This window comes from Streptomyces vilmorinianum, assembly GCF_005517195.1.
In the GTDB taxonomy this organism is placed as follows: domain Bacteria; phylum Actinomycetota; class Actinomycetes; order Streptomycetales; family Streptomycetaceae; genus Streptomyces; species Streptomyces vilmorinianum.
This window is the reverse complement of sequence record NZ_CP040244.1, coordinates 7,168,652-7,183,316: the sequence shown is the minus strand read 5'-3', so window position 1 is coordinate 7,183,316 and position 14,665 is coordinate 7,168,652. Positions and strand designations below refer to the sequence as shown.

The 14,665-nt window shown below is 69.4% G+C and carries 20 protein-coding genes; 18 read left to right on the top strand and 2 right to left on the bottom strand.

The annotated features are described in order from the left end of the window. The first annotated feature begins 8 nt into the window (after positions 1-8). The 5 genes from FDM97_RS33470 to FDM97_RS33450 all read left to right on the top strand — a co-directional run bounded on the left by FDM97_RS33470 (position 9) and on the right by FDM97_RS33450 (position 2,290). Positions 9-440 (top strand): winged helix-turn-helix domain-containing protein, encoded by a 432-nt coding sequence (locus tag FDM97_RS33470; protein ID WP_137994226.1) that lies wholly within the window; start codon positions 9-11, stop codon positions 438-440. Between the two features lie 415 nt (positions 441-855). Further along, entirely contained in the window at positions 856-1,131 is a 276-nt protein-coding gene (locus FDM97_RS33465; RefSeq protein ID WP_254705840.1) for a hypothetical protein, read from the top strand. Then, a complete protein-coding gene (locus tag FDM97_RS33460) occupies positions 1,128-1,538 on the top strand; it encodes a type II toxin-antitoxin system VapC family toxin (protein ID WP_137994225.1) in 411 nt (136 codons plus the stop codon). Before FDM97_RS33465 ends, FDM97_RS33460 begins: the two co-directional genes overlap by 4 nt. A 135-nt stretch (positions 1,539-1,673) precedes the next feature. Then, positions 1,674-2,042, top strand: coding sequence for a DUF4258 domain-containing protein (locus FDM97_RS33455; RefSeq protein ID WP_137994224.1), 369 nt, complete (start codon positions 1,674-1,676; stop codon positions 2,040-2,042). Between the two features lie 2 nt (positions 2,043-2,044). Further along, positions 2,045-2,290: a DUF2283 domain-containing protein gene (locus FDM97_RS33450; RefSeq protein ID WP_137994223.1), complete on the top strand. Its 246-nt coding sequence runs from the start codon at positions 2,045-2,047 to the stop codon at positions 2,288-2,290. A 453-nt stretch (positions 2,291-2,743) separates the two neighbouring features. Here the strand turns inward: FDM97_RS33450 and FDM97_RS33445 are convergent, their stop codons facing one another. Beyond that, positions 2,744-3,217 carry an ATP-binding protein gene (locus FDM97_RS33445; protein WP_137994222.1) on the bottom strand — a complete coding sequence of 158 codons (474 nt, stop codon included), beginning with the start codon at positions 3,215-3,217 and terminating at the stop codon, positions 2,744-2,746. Positions 3,218-3,242: 25 nt separating this feature from the next. Here FDM97_RS33445 and FDM97_RS33440 point away from each other — a divergent pair, with 25 nt between their 5' ends. The 3 genes from FDM97_RS33440 (at position 3,243) to FDM97_RS33430 (ending at position 4,703) form a co-directional block, all read left to right on the top strand. Next, a complete protein-coding gene (locus FDM97_RS33440; protein ID WP_254705839.1) occupies positions 3,243-4,010 on the top strand; it encodes a helix-turn-helix domain-containing protein in 768 nt (255 codons plus the stop codon). Positions 4,011-4,023: 13 nt separating this feature from the next. Next, positions 4,024-4,224: a DUF397 domain-containing protein gene (locus tag FDM97_RS33435; protein ID WP_137994221.1), complete on the top strand. Its 201-nt coding sequence runs from the start codon at positions 4,024-4,026 to the stop codon at positions 4,222-4,224. Between the two features lie 83 nt (positions 4,225-4,307). Continuing rightward, positions 4,308-4,703 (top strand): hypothetical protein, encoded by a 396-nt coding sequence (locus tag FDM97_RS33430; protein ID WP_137994220.1) that lies wholly within the window; start codon positions 4,308-4,310, stop codon positions 4,701-4,703. 94 nt (positions 4,704-4,797) lie between these two features. Here FDM97_RS33430 and FDM97_RS33425 read toward each other — a convergent pair whose 3' ends face one another. Continuing rightward, positions 4,798-5,457, bottom strand: coding sequence for an HD domain-containing protein (locus tag FDM97_RS33425; RefSeq protein ID WP_137994219.1), 660 nt, complete (start codon positions 5,455-5,457; stop codon positions 4,798-4,800). Between the two features lie 98 nt (positions 5,458-5,555). Between FDM97_RS33425 and FDM97_RS33420 the strand changes: the two genes are divergently transcribed. From FDM97_RS33420 to metK, 10 genes are all read left to right on the top strand, one after another. Then, positions 5,556-6,995 (top strand): MFS transporter, encoded by a 1,440-nt coding sequence (locus FDM97_RS33420; protein WP_137994218.1) that lies wholly within the window; start codon positions 5,556-5,558, stop codon positions 6,993-6,995. Positions 6,996-7,092: 97 nt separating this feature from the next. Further along, positions 7,093-8,313, top strand: a complete 1,221-nt coding sequence (locus FDM97_RS33415) for a trans-sulfuration enzyme family protein (protein ID WP_137994217.1) — start codon at positions 7,093-7,095, stop codon at positions 8,311-8,313. Between the two features lie 72 nt (positions 8,314-8,385). Continuing rightward, positions 8,386-8,901: a MaoC family dehydratase gene (locus tag FDM97_RS33410; RefSeq protein ID WP_137994216.1), complete on the top strand. Its 516-nt coding sequence runs from the start codon at positions 8,386-8,388 to the stop codon at positions 8,899-8,901. Between the two features lie 46 nt (positions 8,902-8,947). Further along, the gene (locus FDM97_RS33405; protein WP_137994215.1) at positions 8,948-9,799 is read left to right on the top strand and encodes a class I SAM-dependent methyltransferase; all 852 of its coding nucleotides are present in this window, start codon (positions 8,948-8,950) and stop codon (positions 9,797-9,799) included. A gap of 103 nt (positions 9,800-9,902) precedes the next feature. Continuing rightward, a complete protein-coding gene (locus FDM97_RS33400; protein WP_137994214.1) occupies positions 9,903-10,946 on the top strand; it encodes a class I SAM-dependent methyltransferase in 1,044 nt (347 codons plus the stop codon). Positions 10,947-10,974: 28 nt separating this feature from the next. Next, positions 10,975-11,868: a diiron oxygenase gene (locus FDM97_RS33395; protein ID WP_137994213.1), complete on the top strand. Its 894-nt coding sequence runs from the start codon at positions 10,975-10,977 to the stop codon at positions 11,866-11,868. 31 nt (positions 11,869-11,899) lie between these two features. Beyond that, complete coding sequence (locus tag FDM97_RS33390) at positions 11,900-12,754, top strand: class-II aminoacyl-tRNA synthetase family protein (RefSeq protein WP_137994212.1); 855 nt, start codon at positions 11,900-11,902, stop codon at positions 12,752-12,754. 1 nt (position 12,755) lies between these two features. Beyond that, positions 12,756-13,205: a holo-ACP synthase gene (acpS, locus tag FDM97_RS33385; RefSeq protein WP_137994211.1), complete on the top strand. Its 450-nt coding sequence runs from the start codon at positions 12,756-12,758 to the stop codon at positions 13,203-13,205. A 17-nt stretch (positions 13,206-13,222) separates the two neighbouring features. Beyond that, positions 13,223-13,480, top strand: a complete 258-nt coding sequence (locus FDM97_RS33380) for an acyl carrier protein (protein ID WP_137994210.1) — start codon at positions 13,223-13,225, stop codon at positions 13,478-13,480. Further along, positions 13,477-14,661, top strand: coding sequence for a methionine adenosyltransferase (gene metK, locus FDM97_RS33375; protein WP_137994209.1), 1,185 nt, complete (start codon positions 13,477-13,479; stop codon positions 14,659-14,661). The genes FDM97_RS33380 and metK overlap by 4 nt, the downstream gene beginning before the upstream one ends. Positions 14,662-14,665 lie beyond the last annotated feature (4 nt).

The following is a 14,665-nucleotide window of genomic DNA, read 5'->3' as shown; positions in this document are numbered from 1 at the left end:
TCGCAGGCGTGGTGACGACGCGGCGCGGGCGCAGGCCGGCGGCCGGCGGGGTACCGCTGACATTCGAGGTCATCGCTGAGACCGTGCGCGAGCTCATCCGCTCTGGTGGGCTGCGGCCCGGTGATGCGTTGCCCACGCAGGCCGTGTTGATGCGGGAGTTCGGGGCGTCGAGCCTGACCGTGCAGAAGGCCATGGCCCTGCTGAAGCACGAGGGGTGGGCCGTCTCCCGCCCCGGCAAGGGAGCCTTCGTCGCCCACCACGACCACGCCGACCGCGACGCTGATGACCTCGACGCCCCCGAGGCGACCGTGCCCGCCATCGGGACGACGGCCCGCGTCGAGGCGCTGGAACGTGCGATGGCCGAGGCCGCTCAGCAGATTGCCGACCTTCGTGGCCGCATCGAGGCCCTGGAGTCAGGCAGCGACGAGCGGGGCCGCTGACCCACCCGTGCCGCGTGGCTCAGGACCGGACAAGCATGACCCGGGGGCGTGCGTTCAGATTTTCTCTACGAGATTCAAGGCGGGCCCGCCCGCCAAGGCTGGCCGCCGTCGCCGACAAACCCCGCCGTCTACTCCCGCGATCACGCGCCACCGGAGGACCGAGCCGAAACGGTAGCTGGGCTGCGAAAGCGGCAATCAGCCAGATTGCCGGATGACCTGAGCCGGGCTCCTGGCGGAGCAAGCTATCGCCTACGACCGTCCTACGGCCGGATCGCAGGCAAGGGCCGACCAGGGGGCCGACCCTTCACATGCGTCGCGCAGGCTCACCGGGGGCGGTGGCCGGCACCACGCCAGCGGGGGTGAACCTCTGTCGATCCAGCTGCCCCAGGCCGCAGGGTCGTCCTACACTGCTGGCGTGACCGCTGCATACGACTACGAGGACATGCACCACCTGGTGGACCGGCTCACCCCGACCCAGGTGCGACGCCTGCGCCTGCTTGTCACCCAGGACGAGGAACTTTCCCAGGTCGCTCAGTCCCTGCCGGCAGTCGAGGCGAACGAGGACGAGGAGTCGGTCCCGGCCGGGCTGCTCGCCCTGATCGGCAGCGTGAACGGCCCAGAGGATCTGGCTGAACGGCACGACGACTACATCCGCGAGCGGATGCGCGAGCGCTTCGGCGACTCGGCGTGATCGCCACGGTCCTGGACACCGGACCCCTGGCTGCGGCGTTCAACGCGGCCGACCGGCGCCACCCGGAGTGCGCCTCCCTGCTGACGTCGCTGACCGGCCGCCGTCTGCTGCCCAGCCCGGTCATGACCGAGGTCTGCTGGCTGCTGGAACGCTGGCCCCAGGTCGAAGCGGCGTTCCTCGCCGAGGTCGCACGGGGAACATTCGAGCTGGTCCACCTCACTCCCGCCGACCTGAAGCGCATGGGTGAGCTGGTCCTCCAGTACGCCGACTTCCCGCTCGGCGGGGTCGACGCCTCGGTCATCGCGGTGGCCGAGCGCTTCGGCGTGGACCGGGTAGCCACCCTCGACCGGCGGCACTTCAGCGTCGTCAAGCCCGCCCACGTTCCCGCGCTGACACTCCTGCCGTAGCTCGATCGGTGGTCTATACCGCTGACGGCAACAAGCGCGTACGCCAGGGCACGGCCACGGACGCCAGCGGAGCACGAAACCACCGCTGACCTGCGAAAACGCAGGTGGGGGTGGGGTGCGTAGCACACGTACTATGTGCTGGCAGGCGCCACGCCGGTACTCGTCCACAATTGTGGCGGCTATTTCCCGGGGCACGCCGACTCGTGCACATGTGAGGGCATCGGTGACATCACACCCAGGGCGGTCCCTAAGGCTGCCAATCCGGCTGATGACTTCACGCGTCACGCAATGCAGCGTCTGGAACAGCGTGGGGTTTCGGCAGAGGATGCTCAAGCCGTTCTTAGGAGAGAGCCCTTCTCCTATCATCATGATGATCAATGGAAGATGGGCTACTGCGATCCCAATTCCAAGGTGTTCGTCGCCAAGACCGTCGATGGGAACATAAACACGGTGATGACCAATGTGGACAGGTCATACATCAACCGCCTCCAGGGAGGGCGCTGACCATGGCGGACGTCCGAATCACATACGACCAGAAGGCGAACGCTGCGTACGTCTACTTCGCTGATCCGCAAGCGCATCCGAAAGTGGCACGCATGTATCCCTGCGATCCGGTCGAAGTCGGAGGCATGATCAACCTCGACTTCGACGAGAACGGGTGCCTCATTGGCATCGAAGTGCTGGCAGCCAGTTCAAAGCTGCCGCAGTACATGCTCGATGCAGCGGAGCGACTCGACGTAGAGGGTGCATGAGCGGCGCCAACAGTTTCGAATCGATTTCTCGAATTTGGAGATTTCCTTTCTGAGGGTGCTGCCCGGCGTCTTCGGAAGTGAGCAAGCCGCCCCCATCGGAGACGAATCCAGTGGGGGCGGTTGCGGCACTCTGGGATACCTGACGGCAGTAGTCGACGCTGGGTTTGAAAGGCTGGGGTGACAGAGTTTTGGGAGCGCCAGGACACAGTCCGGTCTCGCCGAAGACGGCCTCGAGGGCTCCCGAGTGGCGCTGAAGGTTCCACAGCTTCGCCGGTAGGGGGGCTTCGCTCCCTGGCCGGGGTGTCGGGGCTACCGGCATTGGTGGTGCTTACGTGGGGAGGCGAACATCAGGGGGGCGGACGCTACCGAGCGGTCCAGGTCCCCAACGTGCTCTTCGGACGAGGTGCCACGGCCAGTGTCCCGCTTTGGTCTTGGAGTTGGCATGAGTGGATCTCAGGCGGCGTGCGCGAAGTCCGGTGGGGGTGCGAGTTCGCACCAGAGGAGTTTGCCGCCGCGGCCGAAGAGGTCGTCGCCCAGGGGGTAGCCGCCCCAGTTGTCGGCGCAGAGTTGGACGAGCAGGAGGCCGCGGCCGGTGTCGCTGTCGGCGGTCGGGTGGGTGGGGACAGCGCGGAGTGCGCCGGGAGGCCGGTTGAACGGGGCCGGGATCGTCGGGTTGGTGTCCCAGACGCTGATGCGGAGCCAGCCGCCGTCCATGTGGCGCAGGCGGAGCATGGCGGGTCCGTGGGAGTGGCGGTAGGCGTTGGTGATCAGCTCGCTGGCGAGGAGTTCGGCGGTGTCGAGGCGGTCGGTCATGCCGTGGCCGGCGAGGGCGGCGCGCAGGGTTGTGCGGGCGATGTGGGGTGCGCGGGGGTCGTGGGGGAGGTGGAGGGCGTTCGACCAGGGGGCGTGCGGGGATACGGTGGTCACGGAAGTCTCCTGTGGGGAGGTGGAGTTGGATCACTCGACTACGGCCCTCGGTATCAGCCAGGCGCGGGTCAGTAGCATCGAGTCGGGCCGCTATCCGGTGAGCGCCGAGCGCGTGCGCACCTTCGCCCGCACGTACGACTGCGCGGACGAGGCGCTGATCGAGGCACTCTGTGCGATGACCGGTGGGCGGACCCGAGGCTGGTGGGAGGAGTACCGGGAGCACCTGCCGGCCGCCTTGGTCGATCTGGCCGAACTGAAGCATCACGCGACCGAGTTGCGCGTCGCTCTGGTGATCCACATTCCGGCCCTGCTGCAAACCACGGACCATGCGCGAGCCCTGTTCAAGGAGGTGGCCCCCCCTCTGCTGCCCTACGAGGCGGAGCATCGGCTGTCCCACCGCATCAAGCGCCAGCAGATCCTCTACCGGTCTCGACCCATTCAGTACACGGCGCTGATCCACGAGGCCGCGCTGCGCATGGGTTTCGGGGGACAGGAGGTCGCCCGGGCGCAGTTGGAGCACATTGTTGAGATGAGCGAGCGGGACAACATCTCCGTTCGGGTGCTGCCCTTCGGAAGCGGCGCCTTTCCCGGCACGGGGCAGCCCATCGACTACGTATCGGGTGCGGTGCCCAAGCTGGACACCGTCCAGGTCGACACCCACTTCGGCTGCGAGTTCCTTGACGCTGAAGCTCAGCTGATCAAGTTTCGGTCCGTGCTCGATCGGCTGGAGGCGTCAGCCCTCAAGCCGCCCGAGTCGCGGGACTTCATCCACCGGATCGCTCGTGAGATGTGAGGAGGGGCGCGAAATGCCCACGTATCAGTGGAGGAAGTCCTCCTATAGCCCTGACGGCTCCAACTGCGTCTGCGTGGCACTGGCGCCTGACGGAACGGTGCGGCTGCGCGACAGTAAAGCGCCGGAGAGGCTCGTCGCGGTCGGCGGCGGTGCGCTGCGGGTGTTCGTGGAGGCGGTGAGGGGCAGCGGGATGCAATCGTGTTCTGGCTGGTGACCCCGTGGTCACTCCGGCTCGCTCATTCTTACAAGAGGATTACAGACCTCCACATCGCTCGCACGATCCGCGAGGCTGACCCGATGCTCAAGCACACCACCAGCGTCACCGTCGCGTCGCTCGCTCTCCTTACCCTGACGTCGTGCGGTGGCAGCGAGCGGAGCGACGCGCCCTCCACCGTTGAGGCGCCTCGCTACACGGTCATCAAGGAGACTGACCGCGTCGTCGAACTCCTCCTGGAAGGCGCCACCGCCGAGATCGCCACCGCCGCTATCTGGGATTGGATCGACAAGGGGGTTGGGGACCGGGAAGTCTTCACCATCCAGGTCGTCCGGGACAGGGAAGCCGGCGCCGTCGTCTGTCGCGGCGAGTACTACATTTCCAAGCACCACCAAGAGTTCTACAGTGGCAAGTTTGTCGACAACAAGGGCGTGTGGCCCCGCACGCTGATCGACTGCCCGGACCCGGCCGGCCCCTGACCTGGCTGTGTCGGGCAAGCCCTGATTCTGTCCGCATGACGGCGAACGCACAGCCGGCTCCGTCGTTCCGGGGTGCGGGAATCCCCCCGACCGCTCAGGCCGTCAGGCCCGCCAGTTCCCGTTCCAGGTTCGCGCGGGCGCGTTCCTCCCAGGCCGCCGCGCCGTACGGGGTGTGGAACAGGCGGGGTAGGGACAGGAGCTGGCGCAGGACCGCCGCGCGGCCGTCCCTGAATGCCGCGTCCGGGACGAAGGCGTACTCCTCGCGGACCGCCGACGCATACCCCCTGTACGTATCCGGGGCGCTCGCCAGGATCGCCAGGTCCGCGTCGCAGAGGATCTCGCCGTTGATGTCGCCGTCCGCCGGGTCGTGGGTGAGCGTCAGGCGGACGAGGCGGGCCACCTCCGCCACCTCGTGGGGGGTCAGGCCCGCCTCCGTCAGGGCCTTTTCGGCCAGGGTCGCCGAGCGTTCCTCGTTCTCGGAGCGGTCCGGGCGGTAGACCGCGTCGTGGAACCAGGCGGCCAGCCGGACCAGCTCCAACTCCCCGCCCTCGCCGCCCTTTTCGGCGAGTTCGTCGATCCGTTCGAGGACCGCCCGAAGGTGGTCGACCGTGTGGTACTTGCGCTGCGGCTCCGCCCAGCGGGCCAGCAGGTTCCGGCCGTACGGGGCCGGGTCGGGGCCCTCGCGGCCCGAGCGGGCCGCCAGGAGCGTCGAGGTCCAGCGGGCGAGGAGGTCGTGGTCCGCATCGGTGGTCATGAGGGGATCCTCTCACTCTTACATACCCCCCGTGGGTATGTTACGGTGCTCCGCGAGGTACCCCCTAGGGGTATGTAACCGAGTGAAGGAGCAGGGCAATGTCAACCGTCAATCCCCGGCGCTGGTGGGCACTTGTCGTGCTCGCCGCCGCCCAGTTCATGGTCATCATGGACACCTCGATCATCGGGGTCGCGCTCCCCGAGATGCAGAAGGACCTGGGCTTCTCGCAGAGCGAGCTCCAGTGGATCTTCAACGCCTACGTCATCGTCTTCGGCGGTCTGCTGCTCCTCGGCGGCCGCCTCTCCGACCTCGTCGGAGCCCGCAGGATCTTCGTCTCCGGCTGGGCGATCATGATCGCCGGCTCGGTCGTCGCCGCCGCCGCGCAGACCGCCTGGGTCGAGATCGTCGGGCGCGCCGTCCAGGGCGTCGGCGGTGCGCTGATCGCGCCCTCCGCCATGACCCTGCTGATGATGCTCTTCATGCACGACCCGAAGGAGCTCGGCAAGGCGATGGCGCTCTACGGCGCCGCGGCCCCCGCCGGCGGTACCGCGGGCGTCTTCCTCGGCGGTGTCTTCACCGAGTGGATGAGCTGGCAGTGGGTCTTCATCATCTACATCCCGATCGGCCTCGCCACCCTCGCCGCCACCAAGCTGCTCCCGGACGTCGCCTCCCGTCGCGGCTCCGTCGACATCCTCGGCGCCGTCGCCGTCACCGCCGGTCTCGCGCTCGCCGTCTTCGCCGTGGTCCGCGCCCCCGAGGTCGGCTGGGGCGCCACCGCCACCATCCTGGAGCTGGTGGGCGCGGCCGTCCTCCTCGGCCTGTTCTTCGTGATCCAGAAGTCGGTCCGCGAGCCGCTCATGCCGCTCAGCGTGTGGCGGGTCCCGCGCCTCGGCTCGGCCAACCTGGCGATGACGCTGCTCGGTGCCGCGTGGATCCCGATGTGGTACTTCCTCAACCTCTACCTCCAGCAGGTCCTCGGCTACGGCGCCTTCGCCTCCGGTGCGGCGCTGCTCCCGATGACCGTGCTGCTGATGATCTTCATGACGGCCATCACAGCCCGCCTCATGGGCAGGTTCGGCGCCAAGCCGCTCATCGCCGGCGGTCTGCTGGTCCTCGCGGCCGGTCTGGTCTGGCTGGCGGCCGTCCCGCCGACCGGCACCTTCCTCGTCGACGTCCTGCCCGCCTCGCTGGTCGCCGCCCTCGGCATGTCCCTGGCCTACATCCCGGCGATGATCGCCGCGATGTCCGGCGCCCCGCAGGAGCAGGCCGGTCTCGCCTCCGGCATCGTCAACACCACCTACAACGTCGGCTCCGCCCTCGGCCTCGCCGCGCTGACCGCGCTCGCCCTGTCCCAGGGCGCCGACCAGCTCGGCGACCTCCCGGCCCTCACCGACGGCTTCTCGGCCGCCTTCATCGGCGCCGCGGTCATCGCCGCCGTCGGCGGGGTCATCACGCTCCTCGTCATGAAGAGCGACAAGGCCCTCGCCTCCGAGTCCCCCGCCCCCGCCCCGCAGCAGGGCGAGAAGGCCTCCGTGTGACTCCGTGTGACCCGCGCGCACCCGCGTGTTCCCAAGGGGCCGCCCGATGTCCGTCCCGGACATCGGGCGGCCCCTTTTCCGCAGAGAAGGAGAAGAGATGGACATCCGTACCCGGGCCGTGCACGTCGTCAACGAGCCGCCGGCCGCCGGCAGCCGGCCGCTGACCGTGCCCCTCGTGCAGTCCTCGGCCTTCGCCTTCGACTCGGCCGACGCCCTCGCCGAGGCGATGGCCGGACCCGACGGCCCGTACGTCTACAGCAGGCGCGGCAATCCGACCGTACGGGCCCTGGAGAAGACCCTCGCCGGGCTCGAAGGCGGCGCCGGAGCCATCGCCTTCGCGTCGGGCATGGGCGCCATCAGCGGTGTGCTGCTCGCCCTGCTGCGGCCCGGAGACCGGGTGATCGCCCAGCGATGTCTGTACGGAGGGACCTACGCGGTCCTCTCCGACCTCTCGGCGCGCTACGGGATCGAGGTCACGTACGTCTCCGGGGACGACGTCGCCGAGTTCGAGGAAGCGGCCGTCCGCGAGCCCCGGCTCCTCGTCCTGGAGACCATCGCCAATCCGACCGGCCAAGTGGCGGACCTCCCAGGCCTGTTGGCGGCGGCCCGGCGCCTCGGGGTCACCTCCCTCGTCGACAACTCGCTCGCCTCGCCCGTCCTGTGCCGACCCCTGGAGCTCGGCGCGGACATCGTCGTCCACTCCACCACCAAGTACCTCTCCGGCCACTCGGACGTGCTGGGCGGCGCGGCGGTCTTCGCCGACGACGCGCTGCGCCGTACGGTCTGGCCGCGCACGGTCGAACTGGGCGCCTGCGCCGACCCGTTCGCCGCCTGGCTGACGCTGCGCGGGATACCGACGCTCCCGCTGCGGATGCGGGAGACCTGCGCCAACGCCGCCGTCCTGGCCGGGCGCCTCGCCTCGCGCGCCGACGTGACGGCCGTCCACTACCCGTGGCTCGCGGGCCACCCCTCGTACGACACCGCCCGCAAGGTGCTCTCCGGGGGCGGCGGGCTGCTCTCCTTCGAGCTCACGGGCGGGCGGGAGGCGGGCAGGGCCTTCATCGAGCGGGTACGGATCGCCCGGCTCGCGCTCTCCCTCGGCGGGGTCGAGACGCTGGTGACCCACCCCGCGTCCACCTCCCACCGGGAGCTGGACGCCGAGGCGCTGGAAGCGGCCGGCATAGGGGCCGGTCTCGTCCGGGTGTCGGTCGGCATCGAGGACGTCGAGGACCTGTGGGGGGATTTCGAGCGGGCGCTCGGCGACAGCGGCGGTGAAGAGCCGGGCGACTGGGGCCACATGAGTCTTCTTTTGGGTTGACAAAATAAATGAGCAATTCGTAGATTGGGTGATGCCAGGGAACGACCATCCTTTAGGTCAAGGGGGGCGCGGATGCGCTACTTCGAGGACTTCCGGCCCGGCGACGTCCATGAACTGGGCACCGTCACCGTCACCGAGGAAGAGGTGCTGGAGTTCGGCAGGCGCTTCGATCCGCAGCCCTTCCACACGGACCCCGTACTCGCCGCCGGTTCGCAGTTCGGCGGACTGATCGCCAGCGGCTTCCACACCCAGGCGATGTTCATGCGGCGCTACGTGGACGGACTGCTCGCCTACAGCGCCTGCATGGGCTCGCCCGGCATCGACGAGGTCCGCTATCTGCGTCCCGTACGACCCGGGGACGTCCTCACCGCCCGCGTGGAGATCCTCGGCTCCACCCCGTCGCCGTTCAACCGCGCCACCGGCACCGTGAAACCCCGGTGCACGCTGGTGACCACCGACGGGACGGCCGTGTTCAGCATGATCCTGCACAGCATCTTCCGGCGCCGTCCCGCCGGTACCGAGGCCGAGCATCTGTCGTCGATGCCCGCGGCCGAGGACCCCGTTGCCTGTGCGCGCGTGAGTGCCTGAACACGGCCGTCCGTACCTTTTCCCACCAAGTGAAGGGGGACCTCCTGTGGAGGCCGTATCCCGCACCGCCCAGTGGACCGCCGCCGCGCGCGCCCTGGAGACCGAGCGCGAGGACCGGCTGTTCGCCGATCCCTACGCGCGCACCGTCGCCGACCGGATCGGCTTCGAACTGCTCGAGCGCTACGCCGGGGCCGGCACCGTGCCGTTCCTCGCCATCCGCACCACCTACCTGGACCGGGCCGTCGTCAAGGCGGTGGAGGAGCGCGGCATACGCCAGGTCGTCTTCCTCGCCGCCGGCATGGACACCCGCTTCTTCCGCCTGCCCTGGCCCGACGGCGTCACCGTCTACGAGCTCGACCGCCCGGCCCTCCTGGAGGCCAAGGCGAAGATGCTCGGCCAGGAGCCCCTCCCGGCCGGCCGCACCCGGATCACCGTCCCGGTCGACCTGACCCAGGACTGGACCGGCCCCCTCAAGGAGGCCGGCTGGAAGAGCGACGAGCCGGTGCTGTGGGTGGTCGAGGGGCTGCTGTTCTTCCTGCCCGAACAGGCCGTACGGACCCTCATCTCGACGCTCTCCGCGCACGCCGCGCCCGGCTCCGTACTGCTCGGCGACGTCATCTCCAAGGCCGCCCTGGAGAACCCGCTCTCCCGCCCCTTCCTGGGCGCGCTGAAGGAGGACGGCAACCCGTGGCTCTTCGGCACCGAGGAGCCCGAGGCGCTGCTCGCCGACGGCGGCTGGGAGGTACGCGAGGTCAGGCAGCCCGGAGAGGAGGGCGCCGACTTCGACCGCTGGCCCTACCCGGTCCCGCCGCGTTCCGTGCCCCGTGTCCCGAGGTCGTTCCTCTTCACGTGCGACCTGCCGGCGGTGTCCGGCACGGGTTCGGGGGCAGCCGCGTGAGGTGCGTGTACTGCGTGAGGCGCGTGTGCCGCATGAGCCAAGCGACCCATGTGAGGCCCAGGACGGCCGGCCGCCGTACCCCGACCCGAGAGGAGATACCCGCATGAGCGCGCACGACTTCCACCAGAAGGTCATCACCGACGCCGGGGCCGCCGTGCGCGGCCTGACCGTCGCCCTCGGCGAGCGGCTCGGCCTCTACAAGGCCCTTGCCGAGCACGGCCCGCTCACCTCCGGGCAGCTCGCCGAGAAGACCGGCACCAACCCCCGGTACATCGAGGAGTGGTTGCACGCCCAGCTGTCCGCCGGATACGTCGAGCGCCACCCGAGCTCTCTCACGTACACGCTCCCCGCCGACCACGTCGAGGTCCTCGCCGACCCCGAGGCCGTCACCTTCGCCGCCGGGTTCTTCACCGCCCTCAAGGCGCTGTACGCCACCGAGGACCTGCTCGTCGACGCGTACCGCACCGGCGACGGCGTCGGCTGGGCCGAGCACGACGCGGCCCTCGACACCGGCATGGGCTCCTTCTTCCAGCCCACCTACGAGCACAAGCTCGTACCGGACTGGCTGCCCGCCCTCCACGAGGTCACCGACAAGCTGGCCGCCGGCGGCACCGTCGCCGACGTCGGCTGCGGCGTCGGCCACACCACGCTGCTGATCGCCAAGGCGTTCCCGCAGGCCACCGTCCACGGCTTCGACTACTCCGAAGAGGCCATCACGATCGCCCGGCAGCTCGCCGAGGAGGCCGGCCTGTCCGACCGGGTCGTCTTCGAGGTCGCCTCCGCCGACGACTACCCGGGCACCGGCTACGACCTGGTCTGCTTCTTCAACGCCCTGCACGACATGGGCGACCCCGTCGCCGCCGCCCAGCACGTCCACAAGTCCCTGGACGCGGACGGCACCTGGATGCTCGTCGAGTCGAACGTCTCGCCCGCCGACATCGACACCAACACCCCGGCCGCGCGCATGTTCATGGCCCTGTCCGCCGTGATGTGCCTGCCCGTCGCGGTCGCCCAGCGCGGCCCGCACGCACTCGGCAACCACTCCGGCGAGAAGGCCTTCCGCGCCATCGCCGAGGAGGCCGGCTTCACCCGCTGGCGGCGCGCCACCGAGACCCCGGTCAACGCGGTCTACGAAGTCAGGCCCTGAAGTTCCCCTGATCAGCGAGGAGTTGGCTATGGGCGTCAGCGCCCCCCTGCCCGTCACCGACCGGTTCATGGAAGTCCTGGAGCGGCTCAGTTCCCGCTCCATCGAGGAGTACTACAACCCGTACCAGCAGTTCGACTGGCCCGAGCGGCTGGAGGAGAAGCAGCTGTGGATGACGCCGGAGCTGCTCACCGTCCACGGCACCCCGTACTACGACGAGCTGGGTGAGGAGACCATCCAGAAGCTGTCGAAGTGGGAGTCGATCAACTTCTACAGCCTCAACGTGCACGGCATCCGCGAGCTCCTCATCGAGGTCGTCGGCCGTATCCACATGCCCGGCTTCGAGGTCCCCTCGGACTTCTTCCACCACTTCATCGGCGAAGAGAACGAACACATGTGGTTCTTCGCCGAGTTCTGCCGCCGCTACGGCAACAAGATCTACGGCTCCACCGCGATGCGCGCCGACTCCGCCTGGGAGCCGGAGGTGGAGAACTTCCTCGTCTTCGCCCGCATCCTGTTCTTCGAGGAGCTCGTCGACCACTACAACACGCGGATGGCCCAGGACGAATCCCTGTGCCACACCATCCGCGAGGTCAACCGGATCCACCACCAGGACGAGTCCCGCCACATCGCCTTCGGCCGCGAGCTCGTCTCGCTGCTCTTCACCCGGATGCGCGAGGCGGTCCCCGCCGAGCGGGTCGCGGAGGTCGAGGCGTACCTCAAGCGGTACGTCGTCTACAGCGTCAACTCCCTCTACAACCCCCACGTCTACCGCGACGCCGGCGTCGCCGACCCGCTGGCCCTGCGCAACGCGCTGGTCGCCGACGAGCGCCGCCGCCCGTACGAGCGCAAGGCGATCCGCAAGCCGCTCGCCTTCTTCCTGAAGACCGGGATCTTCTCCGACGACACCCTGCCCGTCGTCTGAGCGACACCCTCACCCGAGAGGTGCACCGATCATGACCGTGACGACCCCCGCGAACGTCGGGGAGACCAGGGGCCTGCCGTCCCTGGGGCCCGAGGCGACCGCCCTGCTGCGGCTCCTCGACGACACCTTCGAGAGCTGGGGGGTGGCCGCGGGCGCCCGCCCGATGACCATGCCGCCGCTGCTGCCTGCCGCCGACCTCGCCCGGCTCGACTACTACGACAACTTCCCCCACCAGGCCGTCGTCGCCGCCCCGCTCGACCTGGAGCGCCGCGAGACCTCCGCCTTCCGCACCGACACCGGCTGCTTTCCGTGCGACGCGCTCGAACCCGCCGCGCTCGGACTGCCCTCGGCGTCCTGCTACGCCGTCTACCTCGACCACCAGGGCCGGCGGGTCGCCGACGACACCCTGGTCACCATCTGCTCCTGGTGCTTCCGCAAGGAGACGCACTACGAAGGCATGCGGCGCCAACTCGGCTTCCGTATGCGGGAGATCGTCGCCATCGGCGCGCGCGAGCACGCCGAGACGCATCTCGCCGACTTCACCGCCCGTATCCACTCCTTCGCCGAGGCGCTCGACCTGCCGCTGCGCCGGGAGGCCGCCTGCGACCCGTTCTTCGACAAGGGCGGATCCAAGGCGGTGCTCCAGCGCCTCACCCCGGTGAAGCACGAGTTCCTGTACGAGGACCTGGCGATCGCCTCGGTCAACACGCACCGCAACTTCTTCGGCGAGCGGTGTGCCATCACGCTGGAGTCGACCGGCGGGCCCGCGTTCACCAGCTGTGTCGCCTTCGGCCTGGAGCGCTGGCTGTCCGCGCTGACCCGGCGCCACGGCAGCTGGGAAGCGGCCACCCGGGCGGTACGGGACGCGGCCGGGCCGGTGATCTGACGTGCCGGCCCGACCCGTCGCCCCGCCGGCGGGCGGCCTGGGCTGGGCGAACCTCGGCATGGACATCGTGTCCGTCAACCGTGTCCGCCGACTGCTCGCCGAGTACGGCGAGCCGTTCTTCGAGCGGATGCTCACCCCCGGCGAGCTCGCCGACTGCCGCACCTCCACCGGGCTCGACGTCCTGAGCCTGTGCGGACGGATCGCGGCCAAGGAAGCGGCCTTCAAGACCCTGCGGGTCAGGGGCAGGTTCCTGCCCTGGCCGGACATCGTCGTACGGCGCTCCGAGGGCGGCTGGCCGCTCGTGGAGCTGCACCGGAGCGCGGCCGTGATGGCCGCCGAGTCCGGCATCACCGAGATCACCGTGTCCATCAGCCACGACGTGGACTACGCGGTGGCGGTGGCCGCCCCCATCATCGCCCCCACTTCCGTACCCAGTAGCGAGACCCAGTAGCGAGAAGGAGAAGCACCATGGCCGACGGCCTGCAGCAGGTGAAGAACTGGATCCTGGACCGTCACCCCGAGCGGAACGACATCGCTCCCGACCTCGACCTCATCGAGAACCGTCTCATCGACTCGCTGTCCTTCGTCGAGTTCGTCTTCCTGCTGGAGCAGCAGAGCGGCACCTCCATCCAGATGGAGACCCTGGAGGTCGACGAGATCCGGACGCTCGCCGCCATCGAGACCCACTTCTTCGCGGGCACGCGTGCGGAGGTGGGCCAGGCATGAGCAGCAGCAGCCGCCGCCTGTTCACCTCGGAGTCGGTGACCGAGGGACATCCCGACAAGATCGCCGACCGGATCAGCGACACCATTCTCGATGCGCTGCTCGCCGAGGACCCGGGCTCGCGGGTCGCGGTCGAGACCCTGCTCACCACGGGTCTCGTGCACATCGCGGGCGAGGTGACCACGACCGCGTACGCGCCGATAGCGAAGCTGGTGCGCGAGGCGATCCTCGACATCGGCTACGACTCCTCCATGAAGGGCTTCGACGGCGCCTCCTGCGGTGTCTCGGTGTCCATCGGCGCGCAGTCGCCGGACATCGCCCAGGGCGTGGACACCGGTGGCGCCGGCGACCAGGGCCTGATGTTCGGGTACGCCTGCGACGACACGGCCGAGCTGATGCCGCTGCCGATCGCGCTGGCCCACCGGCTCGCGCGCCGGCTGACCGAGGTCCGCAAGAACGGGACGGTCCCGTATCTGCGGCCCGACGGCAAGACGCAGGTCACCATCGAGTACGACGGGGACCGCCCGGTCCGCCTGGACACGGTGGTGGTCTCGTCGCAGCACGCGGCGGACATCAGCGTGGAGGGTCTGCTGGCCCCGGACATCCGGGAGTTCGTCGTCGAGGCGGAGCTGAAGGCGCTCGCCGAGGAGGGCGTCAACCTGGAGTCCGACGGCTACCGGCTGCTCGTGAACCCGACCGGGCGCTTCGAGGTCGGCGGCCCGATGGGCGACGCGGGCCTGACCGGCCGGAAGATCATCATCGACACGTACGGCGGCATGGCCCGCCACGGCGGCGGCGCGTTCTCCGGCAAGGACCCGTCGAAGGTGGACCGCAGCGCCGCGTACGCGATGCGCTGGGTCGCCAAGAACGTCGTCGCGGCCGGTCTCGCCCGGCGCTGCGAGGTGCAGGTCGCGTACGCGATCGGCAAGGCGGAGCCGGTGGGCCTGTTCGTGGAGACCTTCGGCACCGGAACGCTCCCGGACGAGGCCATCCAGGACGCCGTGTCGAGCGTCTTCGACCTGCGGCCGGCCGCGATCATCCGCGACCTGGACCTGAAGCGGCCGATCTACGCGCAGACGGCGGCGTACGGCCACTTCGGCCGCGAGCTCCCGGACTTCACCTGGGAGCGCACGGACCGCGTGGAGGCCCTGAAGAAGGCTGCGCAGAAGGACGAAGGGGTCTGATTCC

Bases quoted from the DNA above. Each gene is read 5' to 3' on its own strand.
- FDM97_RS33450 (WP_137994223.1), top strand. From the start codon at position 2,045: ATGGCGGACGTCCGAATCACATACGACCAGAAGGCGAACGCTGCGTAC.
- FDM97_RS33430 (WP_137994220.1), top strand. From the start codon at position 4,308: ATGCTCAAGCACACCACCAGCGTCACCGTCGCGTCGCTCGCTCTCCTT.
- FDM97_RS33395 (WP_137994213.1), top strand. From the start codon at position 10,975: ATGGGCGTCAGCGCCCCCCTGCCCGTCACCGACCGGTTCATGGAAGTC.
- metK (WP_137994209.1), top strand. From the start codon at position 13,477: ATGAGCAGCAGCAGCCGCCGCCTGTTCACCTCGGAGTCGGTGACCGAG.
- FDM97_RS33410 (WP_137994216.1), top strand. From the start codon at position 8,386: ATGCGCTACTTCGAGGACTTCCGGCCCGGCGACGTCCATGAACTGGGC.
- FDM97_RS33390 (WP_137994212.1), top strand. From the start codon at position 11,900: ATGACCGTGACGACCCCCGCGAACGTCGGGGAGACCAGGGGCCTGCCG.
- FDM97_RS33380 (WP_137994210.1), top strand. From the start codon at position 13,223: ATGGCCGACGGCCTGCAGCAGGTGAAGAACTGGATCCTGGACCGTCAC.
- FDM97_RS33425 (WP_137994219.1), bottom strand. From the start codon at position 5,457: ATGACCACCGATGCGGACCACGACCTCCTCGCCCGCTGGACCTCGACG.
- FDM97_RS33420 (WP_137994218.1), top strand. From the start codon at position 5,556: ATGTCAACCGTCAATCCCCGGCGCTGGTGGGCACTTGTCGTGCTCGCC.
- FDM97_RS33435 (WP_137994221.1), top strand. From the start codon at position 4,024: ATGCCCACGTATCAGTGGAGGAAGTCCTCCTATAGCCCTGACGGCTCC.
- FDM97_RS33415 (WP_137994217.1), top strand. From the start codon at position 7,093: ATGGACATCCGTACCCGGGCCGTGCACGTCGTCAACGAGCCGCCGGCC.
- FDM97_RS33400 (WP_137994214.1), top strand. From the start codon at position 9,903: ATGAGCGCGCACGACTTCCACCAGAAGGTCATCACCGACGCCGGGGCC.